General features: G+C 58.3%; 24 protein-coding genes. 9 read left to right on the top strand and 15 right to left on the bottom strand.

Going from position 1 to position 24,821, the window contains the following annotated elements; genetic code table 11:
- Nucleotides 1-10 precede the first annotated feature (10 nt).
- On the bottom strand, nucleotides 11-1,042 hold the full coding sequence (locus tag AKL27_RS01275) for a zinc-binding alcohol dehydrogenase family protein (RefSeq protein WP_050460755.1): 1,032 nt from the start codon (nucleotides 1,040-1,042) through the stop codon (nucleotides 11-13).
- Nucleotides 1,043-1,160: 118 nt separating this feature from the next.
- Between AKL27_RS01275 and AKL27_RS01270 the strand changes: the two genes are divergently transcribed.
- A complete protein-coding gene (locus tag AKL27_RS01270) occupies nucleotides 1,161-2,078 on the top strand; it encodes a LysR family transcriptional regulator (protein WP_050460754.1) in 918 nt (305 codons plus the stop codon).
- 19 nt (nucleotides 2,079-2,097) lie between these two features.
- On the opposite strand, the gene AKL27_RS01265 is transcribed toward AKL27_RS01270, so the two are convergent.
- A complete protein-coding gene (locus AKL27_RS01265) occupies nucleotides 2,098-2,409 on the bottom strand; it encodes a BON domain-containing protein (protein WP_232310855.1) in 312 nt (103 codons plus the stop codon).
- Between the two features lie 127 nt (nucleotides 2,410-2,536).
- Between AKL27_RS01265 and AKL27_RS28315 the strand changes: the two genes are divergently transcribed.
- The 4 genes from AKL27_RS28315 to AKL27_RS01245 all read left to right on the top strand — a co-directional run bounded on the left by AKL27_RS28315 (nucleotide 2,537) and on the right by AKL27_RS01245 (nucleotide 6,558).
- A complete protein-coding gene (locus AKL27_RS28315) occupies nucleotides 2,537-2,767 on the top strand; it encodes a hypothetical protein (protein WP_050460752.1) in 231 nt (76 codons plus the stop codon).
- A gap of 4 nt (nucleotides 2,768-2,771) precedes the next feature.
- Nucleotides 2,772-4,046: an FAD-dependent oxidoreductase gene (locus AKL27_RS01255; protein ID WP_157056739.1), complete on the top strand. Its 1,275-nt coding sequence runs from the start codon at nucleotides 2,772-2,774 to the stop codon at nucleotides 4,044-4,046.
- Nucleotides 4,047-4,130: 84 nt separating this feature from the next.
- On the top strand, nucleotides 4,131-5,726 hold the full coding sequence (locus AKL27_RS01250) for a bifunctional ADP-dependent NAD(P)H-hydrate dehydratase/NAD(P)H-hydrate epimerase (RefSeq protein WP_050460750.1): 1,596 nt from the start codon (nucleotides 4,131-4,133) through the stop codon (nucleotides 5,724-5,726).
- Nucleotides 5,632-6,558, top strand: coding sequence for a DMT family transporter (locus AKL27_RS01245; protein WP_050460749.1), 927 nt, complete (start codon nucleotides 5,632-5,634; stop codon nucleotides 6,556-6,558). The genes AKL27_RS01250 and AKL27_RS01245 overlap by 95 nt, the downstream gene beginning before the upstream one ends.
- 9 nt (nucleotides 6,559-6,567) lie before the next feature.
- On the opposite strand, the gene AKL27_RS01240 is transcribed toward AKL27_RS01245, so the two are convergent.
- Nucleotides 6,568-7,287: an ABC transporter ATP-binding protein gene (locus AKL27_RS01240; RefSeq protein WP_050460748.1), complete on the bottom strand. Its 720-nt coding sequence runs from the start codon at nucleotides 7,285-7,287 to the stop codon at nucleotides 6,568-6,570.
- Here AKL27_RS01240 and AKL27_RS01235 point away from each other — a divergent pair.
- A complete protein-coding gene (locus tag AKL27_RS01235) occupies nucleotides 7,286-7,936 on the top strand; it encodes an arylesterase (RefSeq protein WP_050460747.1) in 651 nt (216 codons plus the stop codon). The genes AKL27_RS01240 and AKL27_RS01235 overlap by 2 nt on opposite strands.
- Here the strand turns inward: AKL27_RS01235 and AKL27_RS01230 are convergent.
- Together AKL27_RS01230 and AKL27_RS01225 are read right to left on the bottom strand one after the other, a co-directional pair.
- Complete coding sequence (locus tag AKL27_RS01230; protein ID WP_050460746.1) at nucleotides 7,933-8,700, bottom strand: glutamine amidotransferase; 768 nt, start codon at nucleotides 8,698-8,700, stop codon at nucleotides 7,933-7,935. The two genes, AKL27_RS01235 and AKL27_RS01230, sit on opposite strands and share 4 nt — an antisense overlap.
- A 236-nt stretch (nucleotides 8,701-8,936) precedes the next feature.
- On the bottom strand, nucleotides 8,937-10,868 hold the full coding sequence (locus AKL27_RS01225; protein WP_050460825.1) for a SurA N-terminal domain-containing protein: 1,932 nt from the start codon (nucleotides 10,866-10,868) through the stop codon (nucleotides 8,937-8,939).
- 288 nt (nucleotides 10,869-11,156) lie between these two features.
- Here AKL27_RS01225 and AKL27_RS01220 point away from each other — a divergent pair, with 288 nt between their 5' ends.
- Nucleotides 11,157-11,384, top strand: coding sequence for a hypothetical protein (locus tag AKL27_RS01220; protein ID WP_050460745.1), 228 nt, complete (start codon nucleotides 11,157-11,159; stop codon nucleotides 11,382-11,384).
- Nucleotides 11,385-11,404: 20 nt separating this feature from the next.
- Here AKL27_RS01220 and AKL27_RS01215 read toward each other — a convergent pair whose 3' ends face one another.
- The 7 genes from AKL27_RS01215 to AKL27_RS01185 form a co-directional block, all read right to left on the bottom strand.
- A complete protein-coding gene (locus AKL27_RS01215) occupies nucleotides 11,405-12,658 on the bottom strand; it encodes a phenylacetate--CoA ligase family protein (protein WP_050460744.1) in 1,254 nt (417 codons plus the stop codon).
- A 119-nt stretch (nucleotides 12,659-12,777) separates the two neighbouring features.
- Nucleotides 12,778-13,581: an ABC transporter ATP-binding protein gene (locus AKL27_RS01210; RefSeq protein WP_050460743.1), complete on the bottom strand. Its 804-nt coding sequence runs from the start codon at nucleotides 13,579-13,581 to the stop codon at nucleotides 12,778-12,780.
- Nucleotides 13,582-13,677: 96 nt separating this feature from the next.
- A complete protein-coding gene (locus tag AKL27_RS01205) occupies nucleotides 13,678-15,000 on the bottom strand; it encodes an ABC transporter substrate-binding protein (protein ID WP_050460742.1) in 1,323 nt (440 codons plus the stop codon).
- A gap of 90 nt (nucleotides 15,001-15,090) precedes the next feature.
- A complete protein-coding gene (locus AKL27_RS01200; RefSeq protein WP_050460741.1) occupies nucleotides 15,091-16,167 on the bottom strand; it encodes a branched-chain amino acid ABC transporter permease in 1,077 nt (358 codons plus the stop codon).
- A gap of 58 nt (nucleotides 16,168-16,225) precedes the next feature.
- Nucleotides 16,226-17,140, bottom strand: coding sequence for a branched-chain amino acid ABC transporter permease (locus AKL27_RS01195; protein ID WP_050460738.1), 915 nt, complete (start codon nucleotides 17,138-17,140; stop codon nucleotides 16,226-16,228).
- Between the two features lie 12 nt (nucleotides 17,141-17,152).
- On the bottom strand, nucleotides 17,153-18,025 hold the full coding sequence (locus AKL27_RS01190) for an ABC transporter ATP-binding protein (RefSeq protein WP_050460735.1): 873 nt from the start codon (nucleotides 18,023-18,025) through the stop codon (nucleotides 17,153-17,155).
- 6 nt (nucleotides 18,026-18,031) lie between these two features.
- Nucleotides 18,032-19,993 (bottom strand): AMP-dependent synthetase/ligase, encoded by a 1,962-nt coding sequence (locus tag AKL27_RS01185; protein WP_050460734.1) that lies wholly within the window; start codon nucleotides 19,991-19,993, stop codon nucleotides 18,032-18,034.
- 261 nt (nucleotides 19,994-20,254) lie between these two features.
- Here AKL27_RS01185 and AKL27_RS01180 point away from each other — a divergent pair, with 261 nt between their 5' ends.
- Both AKL27_RS01180 and AKL27_RS01175 read left to right on the top strand, forming a co-directional pair.
- On the top strand, nucleotides 20,255-20,908 hold the full coding sequence (locus AKL27_RS01180) for a Crp/Fnr family transcriptional regulator (protein ID WP_198155853.1): 654 nt from the start codon (nucleotides 20,255-20,257) through the stop codon (nucleotides 20,906-20,908).
- 60 nt (nucleotides 20,909-20,968) lie between these two features.
- On the top strand, nucleotides 20,969-21,469 hold the full coding sequence (locus AKL27_RS01175; protein WP_198155849.1) for a GNAT family N-acetyltransferase: 501 nt from the start codon (nucleotides 20,969-20,971) through the stop codon (nucleotides 21,467-21,469).
- Between the two features lie 143 nt (nucleotides 21,470-21,612).
- Here AKL27_RS01175 and AKL27_RS01170 read toward each other — a convergent pair whose 3' ends face one another.
- The 3 genes from AKL27_RS01170 to AKL27_RS01160 are packed head-to-tail and all read right to left on the bottom strand — an operon-like array spanning nucleotide 21,613 to nucleotide 24,643.
- Entirely contained in the window at nucleotides 21,613-22,152 is a 540-nt protein-coding gene (locus AKL27_RS01170) for a phosphoribosyltransferase (RefSeq protein WP_050460732.1), read from the bottom strand.
- Between the two features lie 22 nt (nucleotides 22,153-22,174).
- The gene (locus AKL27_RS01165) at nucleotides 22,175-23,488 is read right to left on the bottom strand and encodes an adenylosuccinate synthase (protein WP_050460730.1); all 1,314 of its coding nucleotides are present in this window, start codon (nucleotides 23,486-23,488) and stop codon (nucleotides 22,175-22,177) included.
- A gap of 3 nt (nucleotides 23,489-23,491) precedes the next feature.
- Entirely contained in the window at nucleotides 23,492-24,643 is a 1,152-nt protein-coding gene (locus tag AKL27_RS01160; protein ID WP_050460729.1) for an ATP phosphoribosyltransferase regulatory subunit, read from the bottom strand.
- Nucleotides 24,644-24,821 lie beyond the last annotated feature (178 nt).

Below are 24,821 nucleotides of genomic sequence, written 5' to 3'. Positions count from 1 at the left end.
CTTGCGGGCCTTAAAAATCTTTCAGCACGATCTTGCCGATCACGTGTCCGGCTTCCAGCGTCGCATGCGCGGCGCGCAAATTGGCGGCGTTGATGGGCGACAACACTTGGCCGACCGTGGTTTTCAGCGTGCCGTGATCGATCAGACGGGCAATTTCATCGAGCAGTTTGCCCTGCTGCTCCATGTCGGCGGTCTGGTACATCGAGCGCGTAAACATGAATTCCCACACCAGACCGGCACTCTTGGACTTCAGTGCACCGATATCGAGCGGCGCGGCATTTTCCACAATCGTGGCGATCATGCCCTGCGGCGCGATGACTTGCGCGGCGGCCGGAAAGTTGCGATCGGTATCGTTGAGGATCAGCACGTAATCGACACTGGCAAAGCCGGCCGCCTGCAACTGTGCCGGCATATCGCCGAAGTGATTGATGACGTGGGCGGCACCCAGCGCACGTACCCACTGCTCGGACTCTGGCCGCGATGCCGTGGCGATCACGGTCAGCCCGGCGACCCGCGCCGCCAGCTGGATTGCGATGGAACCGACGCCACCGGCACCACCGATGATCAGAATCGTGGCCGGCCTGGCATCTGCCGCCGGCGCCAGGCTCTTGGCCGGTATCCGCAAGCGGTCGAACAAGGCTTCCCAGGCGGTAATGGCAGTCAGCGGCAACGCTGCGGCCTGCGCAAAGTCGAGCGAGGCTGGCAGATGGCCGACAATGCGCTCGTCGATCAATTGAAATTCGCTGTTGGCGCCGGGACGGGTGATGTCACCGGCATAAAACACGCGGTCGCCGGGCTTGAAGGCGGTTACCTCAGGACCAATCGCCTCGACCACCCCGGCGGCATCCCAGCCGAGCACGCGCGGCGTGCTTTCGACCTGGTCCTTGGGCGCGCGCACTTTGGTGTCGACCGGATTGACGGCAATCGCCTTGACTGCCACCAGCAAGTCGCGCCCTTGCGGCTGTGGCGTTGGCAGTTCGACATCGATCAGCGATTCCGGGTCGGTAATCGGTAAATAACGGGTTAAGGCAACGGCTTTCATGTGCATTCCTTCAATCAAGTGGCGGGTTGGTATGACAGACATTATGAACCTATCGATTTTTCAGATAAACAGGCTCACAATTGCAGCACTTTCAAACAATATTTGATAATCGAGTGCCATGTACGCCATTACCGATTTGCAATTATTCATTCACACCGCCGACAGCGGCAGCCTGTCGCAAGCTGCCAGAATGCTGGAGATTTTGCCAGCGACCGCCAGCGCCAGCCTGAAGCGGCTGGAACAACGCCTCAAGGTACGGCTGTTTGCGCGCTCCACGCGCAGCATGCGGCTGACGCCCGAGGGCGAGATTTTTCTGGAATATTGCCGCGACGCACTGGCCTTGCTGCAAGAAGGCGAAGCCCTGCTCAGCAGCGGCAAAGAAGATATCAAGGGACACTTGCGCTTGTCCATGCCCTCGGATACCGGCCGCAATGTGTTGCTCGGCTGGCTCGATGACTTCCAGGAACAGCATCCCGAAGTCAGCTTCACGCTGCAATTTTCCGACCGCATGGCCGATCTCTACCGCGATGCCGTCGATGTCGCCATCCGCTCCGGCAAGCTGGTCGATTCATCGCTGGTGTCGCAACAACTGGCCAGCAGCCGGCGCGTGCTGGTGGCTGCGCCGGACTATCTGAAAAAATACGGTACGCCGCAAACGCCGGACGATCTGGTCCATCACAATTGCCTGCTGTTTTATCTCAGGCATGGTTTGTTCAATCATTGGCATTTCGGGAGCGGCAAACAGGTGTGGGATATCAAGGTGAGCGGCAACCGCATGTCCGACGATGCCACCATCGCCCGCGTCTGGGCCGTGGCCGGCGTCGGCATTGCCTATAAATCGTGGATTGACGTGCGGGCCGACGTCCAGAGCGGACGACTGGTCACGCTGCTGGATGAATTCACTTGCGAGGAAGTGCCGCTGCATGCGGTCTATCCGCATCGCAACAGCGCCTCGCCCACCGTGCGCGCCTTGCTGGCATTTCTGCGCGCAGGTTTCGCGGCGCTGGACGCCGGCGAACAACGCCGGACCTCCTGACGCCACGCACTGCGTTGGTTTACTTCACGATCAGATTATTCTTGACCTCCTTGACGCCGTTGACGGCGCGCGTCACTTCTGCGGCCTTGGCCGATGCTGCGCCGGACTTCACGAAGCCGCTCAATTGCACGGTGCCCTTGAAAGTCTCAACACCGATTTCAGTCGTCTTGAGCAATGGCTCATTGAAAATCGCCGCCTTGACCTTGGTAGTGATGACGGTATCGTCGAGATACTCGCCGGTGCTGGCGCGCTTGGCAGTTGGCGCACAAGCGCTCAGCGCCAGGAAACTCAGGGCAAACAAAACCGCAGTAAACATTTTGGAAACAGACACGCGACATTCCTTTCAGATCGGATAAAGAACACGCCGGCAAGCACTCACCGGCGCAGCTGACCCGCTGCGGGCCAGTGCATCTGAGAGGTTGCCGAGGCCCTGCCGGTTCCTCCGCAAAATCGGCTTTATGCGTGAAATAGCGGAAGAAAGTCCCGGCGAATTTTCACAAAAAATCAGCAGGATTTATTCGATTGGACGCAAAAAATCAGCACCACTTTTCCACCGCCTGCGAGCAGTACCGGCGGCTGGCTGCGCCTGTGCCAAACGTTTCGATGTATCATTCATGCCGCATTGCGGGATGAGACAGCAACAGATGCTGGTCTTGGCCCGGGGGAATCCGACAATGAATGACGAATAAAGTGATGCAAAACAAGACACAAAAGCAGATAGCCGTTATCGGCGGGGGACTGTCAGGCGTCTGTACGGCCTACTTTCTGGCGCTGGCTGGTTTCGAAGTGGCCGTGCTGGAGCGGCGCGGCAATGTCGCCGAAGAAGCCTCGTTTGGCAACAGCGGACTGCTGGCGCCCGGCGTGGCGCAACCACTGGTATTACCCGGCCTGCTCGGCATGGCGGGTGGCGGCCGCTTCAAAACTGAACCGGCGATTCTGCTCAAGTCCGCACTCAAGACATCCTGCTCACGCTGGGTGCGCAAGTCGCGCCAGGAATTCCTGCATGCCTTCGCTGAAAACAAATCACGCCTGACCCGGGTCGCCGCTTACGGGCAAATGCTGACCAGGCAAATTCAAGAGCATTACGTGCTGGAACATGAAAATCGGGCCGGCGTACTGCAGCTGTTTCGGGATCAGGCCGATGTCGATAACAACGCGGTGCTGCAAGACAGTTTGCAACACGCCGAAGTCCAGCGCCGGGCGGTCGACGCCGATGCCATCAAGGCCATCGATCCGGCATTTTTATCCGACGTCTCGCTGGCTGGCGCCATGTATTATCCGCAAGACGAATCGGGCAACTGCGTACTGTTCGCCAAACAATTGCGAGCGATTGCACAGTCGCTCGGCGTGCAATTCCATTTCGCCCAGACCGTGACGGCAATCCGCCCCGAGTTCGGCGGCCGGGTAGCGATCACGCTGGCCGACGAAACCCTGCTGGTGGATGCCGTGGTGCTGGCGGCCGGCATGCAAAGCGCCGCTTTGCTGGCGCCGCTCAATGTCACGTTGCCGCTGCAAGAGGTGCAAACCTACAGCGCCGTGGTGCCGGTACGCAATCCGGAGAGTGCGCCGCAAACCGCGCTCATCGATCAACGCTACAAGGTATCCATCGCCCGCGTCGGCAATCGCATCCGCATTTGCGGCTTGCTGGGATTTTTGCCGCGCACCGATTTGCCGCACCCGAAAGCCATCAACAGCTTGCTGAAAGTCGCCAACGATTATTTTCCGAATGCGGCCAACTTCAACAGCGCCAGCTTCTGGAGCAGCACCTGGGCCCTGCAGCCGAACGGTTTGCCTTTGCTCGGCGCCACCACCCATCACAATATTTTCGTCAACACCGGCCATGGCGTGGGCGGCTGGGCCAGCGCGGTCGGTGCTGCCAAACTGCTGGCCGATCTGATTGAGGGGCGCCAACCCGACATCGACATCAGCGGACTGACCATGGCCGATACGCTGGCGGCGACAACCTAAGTCTGCGCACTTGCTGCAATTGGCATAAAATGGTCCGCCGGCAACATTCCCATACGCAGTTGCCCTTCCCTCGCGGATCAACTCATGAGTGCGCTTTACACCGTGGCAGAAATTCGTCAGATCGAAGTCGCAGCGCTCGCCGCTCTGCCCGCTTCGACGCTGATGCAACGTGCCGGCCAGGCCTGCGCCAACTCTGTGCTGGAACTGACGGCCCACGATCCTGACGGCACCATCCTGATTCTGGCCGGCCCCGGCAACAATGGCGGCGACGCCTTGCAGGCGGCGTACTATCTGGCGCAATCCGATCTCGCCGTCAGCGTCGCGCTGTATGCCGATGAAACCCGGTACAGCACCGATGCCCTGCATGCGCTGCAATGCGCACGCGCCAGCGGTGCCCTGTTCCTCGATATCAATGACCCCCGGCATCTGGGCACCGGGCGCTGGTCGCTGGTCGTCGACGGTTTGTTCGGCATCGGCCTGCAACGCCCGATCAGCGGCACACTGCGCAGCGCGATTGAATATATCGACAGCCTGCAAGTACCGATTCTCGCCATCGATGTGCCAAGCGGACTCGATGCCGACACCGGCACCGTGGTCGGCGGCAGCGCCGGCATTGCCGTACACGCCGATCACACGCTCACCTTCATCGGCGACAAAACCGGCTTGCATACCTGCGACGGCGTCGATTATTGCGGCAGCATCAGCGTCGACACGCTGGCCATCGACAGCACGCATTTCCCGCCCCCGCATGCCTGGCTCAGCCAACCATCCCTGTTCAGCGCATCGCTGCGCCCGCGGCGCGGCAATTCGCACAAGGGCAGCAATGGCGACGTCCTGGTCCTGGGCGGTGCGCCCGGCATGGGCGGCGCAGTCATGCTGGCCGCGCGCAGCGCTGCCTATGGCGGTGCCGGACGCGTGTTGGCAGGCTTTCTGGAACAGGCGCCGGCTTATGATCCGGTGCATCCTGAGTTGATGTTACGACTGGCGGCAGATTTGAATTTTGGCAATGCCACGCTGGTGGTCGGCACCGGTCTCGGCACCTCGCGGCAAGCGCACGATTTGCTGTCACGCGCGCTGCATGCCAGCGGACCGCTGGTGCTGGACGCCGATGCCTTGAACCTGATCGCCGCCGAACCCGGGCTGCAACATGTCTTGCTGAACGCCCGTTCGCGCGCCGTCATGATCACGCCGCATCCGCTGGAAGCAGCGCGGCTGCTGGCGCTCGACGTCGGCCAGATTCAGCACGACCGGCCGCAAGCGGCACGCCAGCTGGCGCAGCGCTTTGGCGTGGTAGCCGTGCTCAAGGGCGCCGGCAGCGTGATTGCTTATCCGGACGGCGACATCATCATCAATACCAGCGGCAATCCGGCGCTGGCCAGCGGCGGTACCGGCGATGTCCTGGCCGGCTTATGCGGCGCGCTGCTGGCGCAAGGCTGGCCGCTGCGCGACGCGGCACCGGCGGCGGTCTGGCTGCACGGCAAGGCCGCAGATCAATTGGTAGCAAGCGGCAGCGGGCCGATCGGCCTGACTGCCAGTGAACTGGCACCTGCAATACGTACCCTGATAAATAAAATAAACCGAGACAATGGCCATCGCACCGCTTTCACCCGCTCGCCGCCCCAGATTATGGCTAGGCATTCTGTTTCTGATTTCCGGTCTGTGGACACTGACACTGCTTGATACGGCAGGCAAACTGCTGGCCGTATCCGGCTATCACGTAGTCATGATTGCGTGGATGCGTTACAGCATCAATACGGTATTCATGGCCCTGACGCTGGCGCCGCTGTATCGCCGCCGCTATGGGAAGAGCATCTTGCAATCGAACCGGCCGCGCCTGCAAGTGGGACGCGCCGCGCTGTTGCTGATTTCAACGCTGCTGTTTTTTTCCGTGATCAAGATCGTGCCGCTGGCCGAAGGCACCGCCATGAATTTCTGCGCCCCGCTGATCGTGCTCGCGGTGTCGCCATGGCTGCTCGGTGAAACCACGTATGCCTCGCGCTGGGTGGCGGTGGCAGTCGGCTTCATCGGCATGCTGATCGTGATTCGACCCGGCGGCGACATTCCGCCCCACGGCGTGGTACTGGGCCTGATGTCGGCCACCGTATTTGCTTTTGTATCGATTTTGAACCGCAAGGCCAATCAGGCTGACGATCCGCTGGTCACTCTGTTTTACGGTGGCCTGATCGGCATGATTCTGAGCACCCTGCTGTTGCCGTTTTTCTGGTCGCCGCATATGCCGGATACCTTCGAATGGCTGATCATGGCGTCCACCGGCGTCACCAGCACCATCGGCCATTTCTTGCTCAACAGCGCCTATAAACACGCGGAGGCTTCGGTACTGACGCCGTTTGCCTATGCCCAGATCATTTCAGCCAGCACCATGGGCTGGCTGGTATTTGGTCAGTTTCCGGATGCCGTGACGATTCTGGGCATTGCAGTCATTTGCGCCAGCGGCATGAGCATCGCGTATGTCGAACACAAACGCGCACATCCGCAGCCGGCCGCTGCCTGAAGCAACGGCTCAGACGATCTTGCCGGCGGCAATCGTGATGGTCTTGGCGCAGCGTGCCGCCACCGAGGCATCGTGCGTCACCAGCACCAGCGTCGAGCCGCGCTCACGGTTCAATTCAAACATCAGCGCAATCACGGCTTCGCCGGTGGCCGCATCGAGACTGCCGGTCGGTTCATCGGCCAGCAACAGCGGCGGCTCGGTCACAAATGCCCGCGCCAGCGCCACCCGTTGCTGCTCGCCGCCCGACAGGTACTTCGGATAATGTTTTACCCGGCTGCCAAGGCCGACGCGCTCCAGCATGCGCTGCGCCTTGCTTTTGGCTTCGCTGTCGCCGCGCAATTCCAGCGGCAGCATGACATTTTCCAGCGCGTTCAAATGCCCCAGCAACTGAAACGACTGAAACACAAAGCCAAGCCGGTTCTTGCGCAAACCGGCGCGACCATCTTCATCCAGCGCGAAGATATCGACGCCGTCAATCTTGACGCTGCCGGAGGATGGCGTATCGAGCCCGGCCAGCAAACCGAGCAAGGTGGATTTGCCGGACCCCGAGGCACCGACGATTGCCAGCGTAGTGCCCGACTGCACTGTAAAATCAATGTTTTGCAAGATCACCAGCTCGCCGGCAGCACTGATGTCGGTGGCCGGTGCGGCAGCATCGGCAACGCGTTTGCCGAGGCGGGTAACTTCGATGGCAGGAATGTTGTCGGTAACAGAAGAGGAATCAGGCATGCAGTCTGCAGAATATGCGGTAAGGTTGAACAACGTGTGGCGGGTGGCAATCGGCATGGTGCTGTTGCTGATTGCAGCGAGCGCTTATTCTGCACCAAAAACCGTGCTCGTGCTCGGCGACAGTCTGTCCGCCGAATATGGTCTGACGCGCGGCAGCGGCTGGGTGGCACTGCTGCAACAACGGTTGCAACAGCAAAAAATCGATGCCACGCTGGTCAATGCCAGCATCAGCGGCGAAACCACCATTGGCGGCAAAACCCGCCTGCCGGCGCTGCTGAGCAAGCACAATCCGGATATCGTCGTCATTGAGCTGGGCGCCAATGATGCCTTGCGCGGCTTGCAACTGAGCGCCACCCGCGCCAACCTGGACGCCTTGCTGAGCATGTCGAAAGCGGCCAAGGCCAAGGTGGTGCTGGTCGGCATGCAGATCCCGCCGAATTACGGCGCCGACTATGCCAACCAGTTTTCACAATTGTTTTCGACTGCCGCCAAACAATACAAGGCCGCGCTGGTGCCGTTTTTCATGCAGGGTATTGCCGACCAGCCAGCCATGTTCCAGGCTGACCGCATGCATCCCAATGAGCAGGCACAACCACAGTTGCTCGACAATGTCTGGCCGCATCTCAAGCCCCTGCTGAGCGTGCGTTAGCTTTCGGCGGTGCTTGTCGCCGCGCTTGTGGCGGCATTGGCAACCGCATGGCGACCATGCAGTTGCAAGAACCGGCGCAGCAAACCGGCCGATTGTGGTGTCGCGCTGACCTGCTCGCGCATGGCGATTGCATCGATGCCGTTGCCAAGGTAAGTTTCGGCGTAATACGATAAATGCGCGCGCACGAATTCAGGAGAAAATTCCGGATGAAACTGCGCCGAAAAAATATGCGGCGCCAGGCGCAGCATGTGATGCGGATCAAGCGGCGAACTGGCCAGCACGGTCGCCCCGCACGGCGGTTGCAATACTGCCTGGGTATGCAGCATGTGCGCCGGAAAAACATCTGGCGTCTCGTGCAGCAAGGCTTCGCCGGCAGCGGCGGCCAGCTTCTGCACCGCCATGGTACCGGCAGCGCGTCCGGCCGGGTTATAACCGACCGTGCCGCCAAACGCGTGGGATAACAACTGGTGACCGTAACAAATGCCGAACATCGGCAAGCCCTGTGCTGCAGCGTGACGCAACCATTCGGCCGCGCGCTCGCTCCAGTCCAGCTGATCGGTGACCATGGTCGGCGAACCGGTAATCAGCGCCGCCCGATAAGCTTGCGGCGGCGGCAGGCAATCGCCCTGAAACACACAAATGGTTTCGGCCTCGTCATCACTTAATCCGGCGGCACGCTGGAGTTGTGCGGCATAGCTGCCGTAGGCACTTTTCAGTTCTTCGTTGGGATCGCCGGTATGGATGATCAGGACGGGGGCTGGCATGGGTACTTGCGTCAATTCGGTTAAACCGCATATCGCATTGAATGCGGATGGTGAAACACATTCTACGATCAGCCCGGCGCAACGGGGGAAATAAAACCAGCCAATGTTGCAGATATGGCGCGGGCCGGGGGCCGGCACTGCGCTGCGGACAAACTGGCGGGGCAAAAAAAATGCCCATCGCAACGATGGGCACTCCAGACTGCCAGGCCACGCCATGGGCGTGGCCGGCGTCAATCTCAGTTGGCCGGCTCAGTACTCTTGCCGACCAATGCTTCACCACCCTTGAGGATTTTGACCTTGGCCTGTTCCTTGAGGTAGGCCACATAGGCCAGCATTTCCTGTTGTGCCAGCGTATTGGCAATCTGTTCCTGCTCGGTCTTGCGACGGGCCGCGTCAGGAGCAGCCGGCTGCGCCACCTTGGTGATGCGGAATACGCTGTAACCCAGACCCGGCACTTCGACGCCGGTATAGGCTGGCAACTTGGCCGTATCTGCCTTCATCACGGCCAGGAATGCATCCTGATTCCAACCCTGCGTCTTGACGCGGGAAGCGATGCGGACGTCACCGAAACCGGCGCTGTCATCCTTGGCCTTGAGTTCTGCCAGCCTGGCTTCACCGGCTTTTTTCGCCAGCGCCATTTCTTCCGTCAGTGTCACGCGCTCACGCACGATGTTCTTGACATCGTCGAACGGCCGCTTGGTGACCGGCTTGTATTCCACGATACGACCAGCCATCAATACGCTTGGCGCAACCTGCACCGGTTCCGTATTGTGCTTGCTCTTGATTACGTCATCCGTGAACAAGGCCTTGAGGAACGCCGGATTGTTGTAAGGCACGGTCGCTGCCAGTGCCGGATTCGGCTGGCGATGCAAGCCATCGGCAGTTTCGATTTTCAGCTTCAGCTTGTCCGCCACCGGCTTCAGGCTGTCGCCCTGTTCGTACACGGTGTTGCTGAAAATGTCAGCCAGTTCGGCATATTTCTTGGACGCCAGTTGCTTCTTGATTTCAGCACCGATTTCGCCTTTGACTTCATCCAGCGATTTGGCAGCAGCCGGTTTGATGCCGGTGACCTGAATGATGTGATAACCGTAGTCGGATTCGACGACGTCGCTGATGTCACCTTGCTTGAGCTTGAAGGCAGCATCTTCGAATGCCGGCAGCATTGCGCCCTTGCCGAAGTAACCGAGATCGCCGCCTTGCTCAGCCGAGCCCGGATCTTGCGAATTGGCTTTGGCCAGCTTGGCAAAATCAGCCGGATTCTTGCGCACCTGCGCCAGCAAACCTTCGGCCTTGGCCTTGGCAGCTGCCTTGTCGGCCGCCGGTGCATCCTTCTTGACGGCGATCAGGATATGGCTGGCGCGGCGTTGTTCGTCGGTCGAATACTGCTTCTGGTTCTGATCGTAGTAAGACTTGATATCGGCATCGCTGACGCTGATCTGTGCCGCTACGGCGGCGCTGTCCAGAATCACGTATTCCGCCTTGGCCTGTTCCGGCACTTCGAACTGGCTGGCATTCTTGTCGTAATAGGCCTTGAGCATGTCGTCAGTGATCTTGACCTGACCGGCAAACGATGCCGCCTTGAATTGCAATTCCTGTACCGAGCGTTCCTGATCATTGATATCGGACAGGCGGCCAGCCACGGTCTTCGGCGCAAATGCAGTGGCCTGAATCGCGCTGTTGAGTTGCTGCAAGGCCATGTCGCGGCGCAGGCTGGCTTCGTAACCCTTGGGGTTCATGCCCTGAGCGGCCAGCAAGACCTTGTACTGTTCATTGTCGAAAGTACCGTCTGGCTTCACCAGACCCGGGATTTGCATGATGCTTTGCTGCAATACCTGATCCGATACGGCCAGCTTGTCACGCGTGACTTCGGCTCCCAGCGCACGTTGTGCGATCAGATTGTCGAGCACGGCGCGCTTGGCTTCCGGCGTATCGAACATCTTGGCGTCGAACTGGCCGCCGAACATCTGACGCATGCGTTCCAGTTGCTGGCGCTGAGCGGCGTCCAGTTCTTCCTTGGTGATGGTCTGACCGGCCACCTTGGCCACGGCATTGTCGCCATCGGAAAAGCGGCTATACCCTTCCAGGCCGAAAAAAGCGAACGAAGGAAAAATAAACAGCAGCAACAAAAATTGCATCAAGCGCTGATGAGTACGGATAAAATCAAACATGGTCTGCCAATCACGAACAAAAACAGTCAATGAGCGCGCATTCGCCCGGATAATACCGGACAACGCGTACATAAGAAAAAAGGCGAACTTGCGTTCGCCCCATGCAATACAAATACTGGCGGAGCGGACACATCCGCTCTTCTACATCGCTGAGGCATGCCCGCTGTTCTACATAGCATTCATGCCCGCGCGTCATTATACACAGAGCGGCCGGCATCGTCACCGATGCTGCCCGCAGGCAATCCGCGATGCAAGTCGCGACATTACTCGCAAAACAGGAATATCAAGATGACAAAACTGGAAGCAATCGTACAACGCCAGCGGGAAGGCGCGCAATTCGTACTGTCGGCGCAGATGCTGGGCATGGGTGTAGTGGAGTTTGATGCCATCGCCACCGTCTGGTACGACGATGGCGGTCCCGGCTTCAATGTGATCGGCACACCGTTCCGGCAAGTGGTCGAAGATGACTTTCTGATTACCCGCATTACCGTGATCAAGACCGTGCAACGCAAGTAAGCACGGCCTGGAAAACGTTTTTATTCGTATTTGCGGGCGTCTTCGATGACCTTGCCGTCATTCGGCAGACTGTCTGCAGCGACAAACCGTACTTCACCGCGCAACTTGGTGATATCGCGCACGCTGTCGGCAATCGCCGCCATCTGCGCCACCGCAGTCGGCATATCGGCAGTTTCACAGTGCAAGGTCATGATGTCGCTGGCCATTTCACCGCTGACCACCAGTCGCGCCTTGAGAATGCTGGCGTGACGCCGCACCACTTCCGCCACCTGTGAAGGATGCACGAACATGCCGCGCACCTTGGTGGTCTGGTCGGCGCGTCCCATCCAGCCCTTGATGCGGGTATTGGTGCGCCCGCAGGGCGAGATGCCGGGCAATACCGCCGACAGGTCGCCGGTACCGAAACGGATCAGCGGGTAATCGGGATTGAATGAAGTGACCACGATTTCGCCGACTTCGCCGGCCGCCACCGGATCTCCGGTGCCGGGACGCACGATTTCCAGAATCAGCTCTTCATCCAGAATCATGCCGGGATTGACCTGACCGTCACTCAAGGATTCATACGCAATATTGCCGATATCGGCCGATGCATACAGTTGCAGCACATGGGGTATGCCGTGCGCGTGAAACCAGCTGCGCAGCGATGGCGGCAACGCCTCTGCACTCACCAGTGCGCGTTGCAAGCTGCTGATGTCCGTACCGCTTTCTTGCGCTTTTTCGATAATGATCTTCAAAAATGACGGCGTGCCGACGTACGCATCGGGGCGCAATGCGGCGATGGCCTGCACTTGCAGTTCGGTCTGGCCGATGCCGGCCGGAATCACCGCACAGCCGACTTTGGCGGCGCCGCCTTCGACCATGAACGCGGCCGGTGTGAAATGGTAAGCAAAACAATTCTGGATGATATGCCCGGCGCGCAAGCCCAGCGCCGTCATTGGCCGTGCAAAGCGCCACCAGTCCTGCCCGTGACCCTCAGGATCGAAGATCGGTCCCGGCGACACGAACAGACGCCGCAATTCCCGCGGCGGCGTAGTCGTCATGCCGCCGAACGGTGCATCCAGCGCCTGCAAATCCTTCAGATCCGACTTGCGGGTCACCGGCAATCGCGCCAGTGCCGTGCGGTCGGTGATATCGGCTGCCGTCACCGATTCCAGAATCCGGGCCCAGCCCGGCGCCTGCTGCGTCCGTTTCAGCAAATGCGGCAATTGCTGAAACAAAGCTTCCTCGCGCTGCTGCGGATCGCGTGTTTCAAGAGAGTCAAAAGTATCGGCCATGAAAAACCTGTGAGCGTGAACTGGAGTTACGTTGTTGGATGCGGTCTGCACGCAGGCCAGCGGCACCGGCCGCAATCGGTTGCGAACCTGCGGCGCGCCACCCGGTCAGTGGTTGGTACTCAGGCCAGCCAGCGTTTTCTGCGCCGATAGAACTTCATGTCGCGGAAGTTCTTGCGCCCTGCCGCCGACACGCCCAGATAAAACTCTTTGACGTCTTCATTGCTGGCCAGATCATTGGCCACGCCTTCCATGACCACCCGGCCGTTTTCGAGGATGTAGCCGAAATCGGCGTAACGCAGCGCCACCATGGTGTTTTGTTCGGCCAACAGGAACGAGACGTTTTCCTTGGTGTTCAGATCTTTGACGATTTCAAAAATTTCTTCGACGATTTGCGGTGCCAATCCCATCGATGGCTCGTCCAGCAAAATCATGGACGGCTTGGCCATCATGGCGCGGCCAATCGCGGTCATTTGCTGTTCGCCGCCGGAGGTATAACCCGACTGCGATTTACGCCGCACTTTGAGGCGCGGGAAATAGTCATAGATTTTTTCCAGCTCCTGCTTCACTTCCGCATTGCTGATATTGCGGGTGTAAGCGCCGGTCAGCAGGTTTTCTTCCACCGTCAGATGGCCAAAGCAATGCCGGCCTTCCATCACCTGAATCACGCCGCGCTTGACCAGATCATTCGGGGTCAGTTGATCGACCCGTTCACCGTTGAATTCGATGCTGCCCTTGGTGACATCGCCACGTTCTGCCGACAGCAGATTCGAAATCGCTTTCAGCGTAGTACTTTTGCCGGCGCCGTTGGCGCCCAGCAAGGCCACGATCTTGCCTTGCGGCACCGCCAGCGAGACCCCCTTGAGTACCAGGATCACGTGATCGTAAATGACTTCGATATTGTTGATATTGAGTGCTGTACCCATGTCTGCTCCGACTATGCCTTGCTGTATTTACGCTGCGGCGTCACGTGCCTGCCGCTGAAAAAAGGCGCCGGCGCATATCTGCGCCGGCGCCAATGCCTACTTCATGCAGGCTGGAGTAATGCCCTTTTCTTTTGCATACTTGGCGGCAGATGCCTTGAACAATGGGTGAATCAGGTTCTTGTTGCCTTCGATCCAATCCGAGATCAACACCCACTTGGTGCCATCCCATTGCTGAATCTTGACCTTGCCCGAACCTTCATGGTTTTCGCACGAAGTCTTGATTTCAGGCAGCAGACCGGTAGCGCCGAGTTGTTGCAGACGAGCGTTGGTAATGTTCAGATTTTCCAGACCCCAGCGCACATCTTCACCGCTCATGACCTTGCCCTTGCCGAACTTGGTTTGCGCAGTACGGATTGCTTCTACCGTAGCGATGGCTGCGGAGACGCCGCGGTTGTACAGCACCGAACCGATCTTGCTCTTGTCTTGCACATTGCCCTTGCCGGCGCCGTACACGACTTTTTCGATATCAGCGATCAGCGGCACGCCTTTGCCCGATACGTTCCAGGTTGCGCTCATGTAACCCTTGGCGGCGTCACCGGCAGGGATCGTGTCTTCTTCCGAACCGGCCCACCAGGAACCGATGATGCGATCACGCGGGAAGCCAACCTTTTGCGCTGCTTTCAACGCGGTCTGGTTCATCACGCCCCAGCCCCAGAAAATCACGTAATCCGGATTTTCCTGACGGATCTTGAGCCACTGTGCGCCCTGTTCGTTACCCGGATGCGCGACCGGAATCTGCACTACCTTGAACTTGCCCAGTGCGGCTTCCGCTTCCAGCGCTACGATAGGTTCTTTGCCATAGGCCGAATCGTGATACAGGAACACGATTTTCTTGCCGGCCAGCGAACCATTGTTTTTGCTGGTCAGATATTTGACGATGGCCGACACCTGCATCTGATAAGTAGTCACCAGCGGGAAGGCATAAGGGAATACCGAGCCATCGACGGCATCAGTACGACCGTAGCCCATCATCAGCAGCGGCACTTTATCTTCCACGCTCTTGTCGATCAGCGCGTAAGAAATGCCGGTCGCCATCGAGTTGATGGCAGTGCCTTTGGTAATTGGATTCTTGCCCTTCAGCCGTTCATAGCACTCGACGCCCTTGGCGTTGTTGTATTCGGTTTCGCACTCTTCCCACGACAGCTTGACGCCGTTGACGCCGCCCTCTTTGAGATTGACGTAATTGAGGTAGTCGACATAACCGCCGTAATACGACTGGCCATTGGTGCCGTAGGGGCCAACCCGATAGCTCGGAATCGCAATGAACTGATCATTGGCTTGCGCCATTGCCGGCAAGGCCGGCGCCAACAGGCTGGCTGCGGTAGCAGCGACCAGCATGAGTCGTTTGATGCTTTTCATGATCTTGTCTCCTTTATGGTTTTACTTGTGCCTACCTGTCATGGGTGGGCATCGTCTTTACAGCCAGCGATCTACAACATGAATCCGGTATCAATGCGGGAACGGCCACAGGCGCAACTTTTCCTTGGTAATCTGCCACAGACGGGCCAGCCCGTGCGGTTCGACAATCAGGAAGAAAATGATCAGGCCGCCGAACACCATCAACTGGATATGCGACACGGTGGCGTTGGTGAATGGCAGATGGAAAAAGGACGCCAGCGGCGGCAATACGTTATCGAGAAAAATCGGCAACAGCAAGATGAACGCCGAACCGAGGAAAGCCCCAAGAATGCTGCCGACGCCGCCAATGATGATCATGAACAGAATCTTGAACGACAGATCCAGCGAGAAACCGTCCGGCTCCACCGACCCGAGATAACAGAATGCATACAAGGCGCCGGCCACGCCGCAGAAGAACGAGCTGACGGCAAAGGCCAGCAGCTTGGTTTTCATGAGCTGGATGCCGATCACCTCGGCCGCCACGTCCATGTCACGTACCGCCATCCAGGCGCGTCCGGTCGACGAACGCACCAGATTCTTGGCCAGCATCGCCATCACGCATACGATGCCCAGCACAAACAGATATTTCTTCACCGGCGTATTGATCGCGATGCCGAAGAAGTCGATCTTTTGCGTGCTGATCACCCCCGATGAACTGTCATTCGAAAACCAGGAAAACTTGGTCAGCGCCCACACCACGAAAAATTGCGCCGCCAGCGTTGCCACCGCCAGATAGAAGCCTTTGATGCGCAACGACGGCAACCCGAACAGGACTCCCACCGCTGCCGCACAGCAACCGGCCAGAATGAACGACAACAGGATCGGAATGCCTTCGATGCGCAACTGAAAGTTATACGCAGCATAAGCACCGACCGCCATGAAGGCCGCCGAACCCAGCGATAACTGGCCGGCATAGCCGGTCAGGATATTCAGGCCAAGCGCTGCCAGTGCGAACACCAGGAACGGAATCAGAATCGCCGAAAACCAGTACTCACTGCCAGTCAGCGGAATGATGACGAATGCCACTGCCAGCAGCAAGACCATGCCGATGCGATCCTGGCGGATCGGGAAAATCTGGCTGTCCGCCACATACGAGGTTTTGAACTGTCCGGCCTCACGATAAAACATAGTGTTTCTCCAAGCGAAATTGCGGGTAGTGGTAACGACGAATCACACCAGCCGGGATTCAAACGCGGTCAATATGGCGTTCGCCAAACAAACCTTCGGGTCGTACCAGCAAGAACAGCAATGCGAACACATACGGGAACCAGCCCTCGATGCCGCCGAAATTGCCGCCGAACATATCCTGCATGACCGGTGGAATATAAATTTCCGCCAGCTTTTCCGAGGCGCCGATGATCAGGCCACCGACAATCGCCCCCGGGATCGACGTAAAGCCACCAAGGATCAGCACCGGCAAAGCCTTGAGTGCGGTCATCGTGAGCGCAAACTGGACGCCGTTACGGGAACCCCACAGCAAGCCGGCCACCAGTGCCACGAACCCGGCCACGCCCCAGACGATGGCCCAGATATGTTGCAACGGAATACCCAGCGACAGCGCCGCCTGATGGTCGTCGGCCACCGCGCGCAGTGCACGGCCCACTTTGGTCTTTTGGAAAAACAGTGCCAGCAGCGCCACCAGTCCGATCACCATGCCGGAAGCGAAGATGTCGAATTTGGAAATGCCGATACCGATGGCGTCCATGATGCCCATGATCGGTTCATCGACGATGCCCAGATCAATCGCGCGCACTTCACTGCCGAACAGCAACGGTCCCAGACCTTCCAGGAAAAACGCCAGACCGATGGTGGCCATGAACAGCGTGATCGGCGGCTGGTTGACCAGCTTGCGCAACACGAAACGTTCGGTCGCCAGCCCCACCAGAATCATCACCACGAACGCGCCGATGATGGCAGCCCACATCGGCATGCCCTTGTCCATCAGGCCGACCACCGCCAGCGCGGCGAAGTAGACCATCGCCCCCTGCGCAAAGTTGAATACGCCCGAGGCTTTGTAGATCAATACGAAACCCAGCGCCACCAGCGAATACATCAGGCCCGACAACAAGCCGCTAATCAGTACTTCAAAGAAAAATTGCATTACCGTCTCCGATTAGTGGGATGTGCCGAGGTAGGCCTTGATGACCTCCGGATTACTCATGACTTCATCCGGGGTACCGTCGCCGATCTTCTTGCCGTAATCGAGCACCACGACGCGATCCGAAATATCCATCACCACTCCCATGTCATGTTCGATCAACACGATGGTGGTACCGAACTGGTCATTGACGTCCAGAATGAAACGGCACATGTCTTGTTTTTCTTCGACGTTCATGCCGGCCATCGGCTCATCCAGCAACAACATGTTGGGTTCCGCCGCCAGCGCCCGGGCCAGTTCGACGCGCTTTTGCAAACCGTAAGGCAAGCGGCCGACCGGGGTCTTGCGGATATGCTGGATTTCCAGAAAGTCGATCACTTCTTCCACCTTCTTGCGATGTTCCATTTCTTCGTTGCGCGCCTTGCCCCACCACAGCGCATTGGCCAGCAAGCCGCTGCGCATCTTGGTGTTGCGCCCGGTCATGATGTTGTCGAGCACGGTCATGCCTTTGAACAACGCGATATTCTGAAACGTGCGGGCGATGCCCTGCCGCGCCACCTTGCTGGGCTGCATGCTTTGACGCTGCTCGCCGTGAAAGACGATATTGCCTTTTTGCGGGTGGTAGACGCCATTGATGACATTGATCATCGAACTCTTGCCGGCGCCATTGGGGCCGATGATGGCGCGAATCTCGTGTTTGCGGACATTGAACGAAATATCGGTCAATGCTTTGACGCCGCCGAACGAGAGCGAAATGTTTTGCAGATCCAGAATCACGCCACCGATCTTGCGGCCGCTCTCCGAGAGGGTCGTACCCTGCTCGTCGTGCGATGCGGTTGCCGGCGGCAGCACTTCTTCCGTTAGGTGTCTTTTCATGGTCGGGCTCATGCAGGCCTATGCCGCTTTGGTGAGTGAAGCGAAAGTCTTGACATCGCTGATCTTCAAATCGGCGGCAATCATGCCTTGCCGTCCATCTTCAAACTTGACCTGGGTCTCGATGTATTGCGATTGCTTGCCGCTATACAAGGCGTCGATCAGCACCCCGTATTTCTCGGCGATGAAACCGCGCCGTACCTTGCGGGTGCGGGTCAGTTCGTCGTCATCGGGATCGAGTTCCTTGTGCAGGATCAGAAAGCGATGAATCTGCGAACCGGCCAGCAGCGGATCCTGCGCCAGATCGGCATTGACCTTTTCCACACAGTCGGCGATCAGGCCGTAGACACTTTGATGCGCCGCCAGATCGCTGTAGCCGCTGTATGCCAGATGCCGGCGCTCGGCCCAGTTGCCGACCGCATCCATGTCGATATTGACGAAGGCGGTGCACTGCTCGCGCTGATCGCCGAAGGCCACCGCTTCCTTGATGAACGGGAAGAACTTGAGTTTGTTTTCGATGTACTTCGGTGCGAACATGTCGCCGCTGGCCATCTTGCCGACATCCTTGGCGCGGTCAATGATTTTCAGGTGACCGTCATGATCGAAAAATCCTGCATCGCCGGTATGGAAGTAACCGTTGACATCGATTGCTTCGGCCGTGGCATCAGGGCGCTTGAAATACGACTTCATCAAGCCCGGTGAACGCACCAGCACTTCGCCGTTGGTATCGATATGAATTTCCACCCCCTTCATCGGCCGGCCGACGGTGTCGAGCTTGACGTCGCCTGACGGCTGCATGCACACCGTCACGCAAGTTTCGGTCATGCCATACAACTGTTTGAGGTTGATGCCCAGGGAACGATAGAAATCGAACAGATCAGGACCGATTGCTTCACCGCCGGTATAAGCGACACGAATCCGCGACATGCCGAGCACATTCTTGAGCGGGCCGTAAATCACCAGATCGCCGAGCGCGTACAGCAGACGGTCCGTCAGCGACACGTCGGGCCGTTTATCCAGAATGCGCATGCCGACCCGGCGCGCAATGCCCATGAAACCGTGAAACAGTTTGCGCTTGATCCAGCCGGCATCTTCAATGCGGATCATGACTTGGGTCAGAATGTTTTCATAGATGCGCGGCGGCGCGAAATAGTAAGTCGGACCGATCTCGCGCAAATCGCTCATGACGGTGTTCGGCGATTCCGGACAGTTGAGACAGAAGCCGGCCACATGCGACTGTGCGAACGAGTACAGAAAGTCGCCGACCCAGGCCAGCGGCAGATAACAGAGCACGTCGTCATGTTCATTCAACTGATCGAATTCCACCAGCGTGCGGGCGGTAGCGATCATCGCTGCGTGCGAATGACAGACCCCTTTCGGTTTGCCGGTGGTGCCCGAGGTGTACAGAATGATGGCGATGTCGTCGGCATCGGCGGCATTGACTTCACTCATGAAGAAATCCGGATTGGCCTGATCGAAGGCGCGGCCGATTTCCTGCACTTTGGCAAATGCCGTCAATTCCTCTTGGTGGTAATTGCGCATGCCGCGCTCGTCATCGAAGATGACATGCGTGATGCGCGGCAAACTTTGCTTGATTTCGAAGACCTTGTCGACCTGCTCCTGATCTTCCACGACCACGAAGTCGATTTCCGAATCATTGAGCACATAGGCCATGTCGGCGGCCGGCGCATCCTGATACAGCGGCACCGGCATGCCACCCAGACATTGGGCGGCCGACATTGCCCAATACAGACGCGGACAATTGTTGCCGATGATCGCCAGACTCATGCCGCGCTTGAAACCGAGCGCGGCCAGACCACAGGCAAAGGCCCTGACTTCGGCACCCACTTCAGCCCAGGTCGTGGTCTGCCAGATGCCAAGATCTTTTTCACGAAACGCCGGATGCTGCGGGCGTGTCTGTGCATGCTTCAGGAGCAGCCGGGGAAAAGTCTCCGCTCCTGGACGTTGTGTTGTCTCCACCATCGTCCCACCTTTTTTATGTGAATGATGCACAGCAGCTATGCCGCACCTCATTCGGTATATGTCAGTGTCAAGTCAGTCTGAACCGACATGCTTACGTTGTACTTACTGTCACTCGCAAGCATTCGAGTTATTCGCTGCTTTTATGCGATGATAGTAGTGTGTGTTTTCATGCCGGGTTGTCATCCCGCAGACAATTGCCGAAATTAGCCCAACTTTTGATATTGCAACGCATCATAAATGACCACCACTTCGATTAAAGACATGCTGGCCAAGACCATCTGGGCCAGCGCCTTGAGTGTTGAACAACTGACACGCGTGGAGGCCGAGGTATTCAGCCGTCGTACCCCGGCGGGCTCGCTGGTCTGTCGCAAGGGCGATGCCGTGACGCACTGGATCGGTGTGCATGAAGGTTTGCTGAAGATGAGCAGCGTCTCGCCCGAAGGCAAGACGGTTTCCTTCGCCGGCATGGCCAGCGGCGGCTGGCTCGGTGAAGGCTCGCTGCTCAAGGATGAGCCGCGCAAATACGACGTCATCGCCTTGCGCGACAGCGAATTGCTGTACATGCCGAAAGCCACCTATCTGTGGCTGCTCGATAATAGCATTCCGTTCAACCGTTTCCTGGTGACCCAGCTCAACGAGCGGCTGGCGCTGTTTATCTCGCTGGTGGAATATGACCGTATGCTGGAACCGGATGCGCGCGTGGCGCGTTGCCTGGCGGCCTTGTTCAATCCATATCTGAATCCCGGCATCGGTCGCGAATTGCAGATTTCGCAGGAAGAAGTCGGCAACCTGTCCGGCGCTTCACGCCAGCGTGCCAATCAGGCGTTGCAAGTATTGGAAAAGGCCGGCTTGCTGAAAGTCGATTACGGCAGCATCACGATTCTCGATCTCGATGGCTTGCGCCAGTTTCCCTGACCGGATGGCAGCTTCCTGCTGCCCAAGCGCTGCCGCCCTGTGCGCATCCAGGACACCATCATGAGCGACCGGCAACTCCACATCAGCCCGGCAAACGACGCCGATCTCGACGACATCATCGCCTTGCAGGCAGCCAATCAAATCGCACGCGGCGGCGCGCTCGCAGCGGAAATGCCGCGCGACCGGGTGGCGACGATGATGCGCGACATGCCGCTGATCGTGGCGCGTCGCGATCAGCGCGTGAGCGGCTTTCTGATGACCGCCACGCGCCAGACCAATATCGACATACCGATTGTGCAAGCCATGTTTGCGGCCTATGCCGGCAGCGCTGCCGCGTATGTCTACGGACCGGTTTGCGTGGCACAGGAAGAACGCGGCCAAGGGCTGGCGCAACTGATGTGCGCCGAATTGCGACGCCTGCAACCGGGACGCGAAGGCATCCTGTTCATCCGACGCGACAACCAGCCTTCAATGCGTGCGCATGCACGCATGGGCATGCAGGAAGTGGCAGGATTCCACTTCAACGGATTTGATTATGCGGTGTTGTCTTTTATCGGATAAATGCGCGGATAAATGCGCGGACAAGTGGGCAGATAACTACGCGAATCAATGCGGCTCCAGGCATGCGAAAGACAATTGCCACGTCCATAAAAAAACGCTCGCATCCGCGAGCGTTTTTTCATCCGGCATTCGCCGCAACAGCATCAGGACTGGTTCTCACCCTTCTTGATCCATGCTGCCAACTGATGCGGACCCAGACCGTCGTAGTCTTCAAACGGCTGATGAATCCAAGGATTGGTCGCCAGATATTCCAGATGATAATCCGGCTCGACAATCGAACATGCTTTCCACCACAGCACTGCCGATTTGATTTCGGTCACGGCCGGGTAATGTTCTTTCAGATGTACCTGCACCTTTTGCAAAGTGACCCCGGAATCCACCAGATCATCCACCAGCAACACCCGGCCCGACAACGAGCCTTTGGTGATGGTGATGTACTTGGCGATATCCAGGCTGCTGCGAATGGTGCCGGCGGCTTCGCGATAGGAGCTGGTCGACAGAATCGCCAGCGGTACATCGAAGATACGTGAAAACACGTCGCCCGGGCGCAAACCGCCACGCGCCAGGCACAAGACCTGATCAAACTGCCAGCCGGACTCGAACACTTTCAAGGCCAGTTTTTCGATACTGCGGTTGTATTGGTCCCAGGAGACCCACAGGTCTTTATCGTCGGATGTTTTCATCTTGTTTTCAGCGCAAACGGAATTACTTGAACGGATGGCGCAGCACGATAGTTTCTTCGCGATCCGGGCCGGTGGAAATCATGTCGATCGGCACGCCGACCAACTCTTCGATACGCTTGATGTAAGCGCGGGCAGTTTGCGGCAAACCAGCCAGCGATTGCACGCCGACGGTGGACTCGCTCCAGCCCGGCATTTCTTCATAGATAGGTTCGCAGGCAGCGGCTTCTTCAGCGCCGACCGGGAAGATATCAACGACTTTGCCATTGAGCGTATAGCCGGTGCACAGCTTGAGCGAAGTCAGGCCGTCGAGCACGTCGAGCTTGGTCAGGCACATGCCGGACACGCCGTTGATCTGCACCGAACGCTTGAGCAAGGCAGCATCAAACCAGCCGCAGCGACGCGCACGACCGGTTACGGTACCGAATTCATGACCGACACTGGCCAGATGCTTGCCGACGCCTTCATCGGTCGGCAATTCAGCCGGGAACGGGCCGGAACCGACGCGAGTGGTGTAAGCCTTGGTGATGCCCATGACGTAATGCAGCATGTCCGGACCGACACCGGCGCCGGCGGCGGCGTTACCCGCCACGCAGTTGCTCGAGGTAACGAATGGATAAGTGCCGTGATCGACGTCGAGCAGGCTGCCTTGTGCGCCTTCGAACAACAGATGGGCGCCGTTCTTGTGCGCGATGTGCAGATCGTTGGAAACGTCGGCCACCATTGGCTTGAGGCGCGGCACATTGGCCAGCGCATCGTCCAGGGTCTTCTGGAAATCGACCGGCTGTGTCTTCAGGTACTGGGTCAGCACGAAGTTGTGATAGTCGAGGTTCTCCAGCAGTTTTTCAGCGAAACGCTTTTCGTTGAGCAGATCGGCGACACGAATGGCGCGACGCGCCACCTTGTCTTCATAGGCCGGGCCGATGCCCTTGCCGGTGGTGCCAATCTTGGCCGCGCCGCGTGCTGCTTCGCGCGCCACATCGAGTGCCACGTGGTACGGCAGAATCAAAGGACAGGCGGCCGACACCTTCAGGCGCGATGCCACTTCGACGCCGGCGGCTTCCAGCTTGTCGATTTCGCGCAGCAGGTCAGGCACCGACAACACCACGCCATTACCGATATAGCAGGCCACGCCGGGACGCATGATGCCCGAAGGGATCAATTGCAGCGCCGTCTTCTGTCCACCGATCACCAGTGTATGGCCGGCATTGTGGCCGCCCTGAAAGCGAACGACGCCCTGTGCATGATCGGTCAGCCAATCAACAATCTTGCCCTTACCTTCGTCGCCCCATTGGGTACCGATGACGACGACATTCTTTGCATTACTTTTCTGTGACATGGCTCAACCTAAATTTTTGATAATCCAATTTCCATTATTCAGTTCAACTACGCGATCGCAGTCAAACTCGTCCTGGTCGTTCTCGTGTCCGGGGAAACTTTGAATCACGATTTCCCCGGCCTGGCGCAATTGCGCTATTTTCTCACGGAGCCCGGCCGCAGTGCCCCACGGTGCCAGGATAGCCGGTTTGCGCTGCGCCCCCGGCATCAGCCGGGCCAACTCACGCAAATCCATGGAAAAACCTGTTGCCGGTCGCGCCCGGCCAAATGCTTCACCGACATGGTTGTAGCGACCACCACGCACCACCGCATTGGGCAGGCCGGGCACGTATGCCGCAAACATGACGCCGCTGTGATAGTGGTAACCGCGCAAGTCGGCCAGATCGATCGTGACATTGGCAGCGCCGGCCTGTTGCGCCAGCGCTTGCAATTCATCCAGTGCCGCGGTGATGCCTGGCAATACCGGCAATACCTTGCGCGCCTTGTCCAGCACGTCGATATCGCCGTACAGGCCGGGCAACGCCAGCAAGGCGGCACGGGTTGCCGGCTGGTAATCTGCAGTCAGTTCCTTGAGGCCCGGGATATCCTTGGATTCCAGCAAGCCGAACAGTTGTGCTTCATCTTTGACGGCGCGTTCGTCATTGGCAATCAGCGCGCGCAAGACACCAACGTGGCACAAGTCCAGACGCACCTGGGTAATGCCGGCCAGCGCCAGCGAGGCCAGCGCCAGTTCCTGAATCTCAGCATCGGCTTCAAGGCCGGCATGGCCGTAGATTTCGGCACCGATCTGTACCGGTTCGCGCGTGGCATGGAAACCGGATGGTTTGGTATGCAGAACGCTGCCGGCATAGCACAGGCGGGTTACCGAGTCGCGATTGAGCAGATGGGCATCGATACGCGCCACTTGCGTGGTCATGTCGGCCCGGATGCCCAGCGTGCGGCCGGACAACTGATCCACCAGCTTGAAGGTGCGCAGGTCCATGTCCTGACCGGCGCCGGTCAGCAGCGACTCCAGATACTCCAGCAGCGGCGGCATCACCATTTCGTAGCCGTACAGCCGGAAGTTGTCGAGCACGCGGCGACGCAACTCTTCTATCTTGCGCGCTTCGGACGGCAAGACATCGGCGATGTTTTCAGGAAGAAGCCAATTTGGCATAAAGCGAATCAATCAGGAAAAATGGGTTCGGACCGGCACCGGTCCGCAAGCGTCGGATTATTCAGCAAGCGGATTGCATTATCGGAAAATCGGGATACTTTTTCAAACAAATATTGAGAATAAAACGCGAGAAGCAAACTCGAGAAGCAAAAACGAACAGATGCCCTCAACAAGCAGC

Source organism: Herbaspirillum autotrophicum (genome assembly GCF_001189915.1).
Classification (GTDB): domain Bacteria; phylum Pseudomonadota; class Gammaproteobacteria; order Burkholderiales; family Burkholderiaceae_D; genus Herbaspirillum; species Herbaspirillum autotrophicum.
The sequence above is the reverse complement of the archived record's forward strand: the minus strand, read 5'-3'. Positions and strand labels throughout refer to the sequence as shown.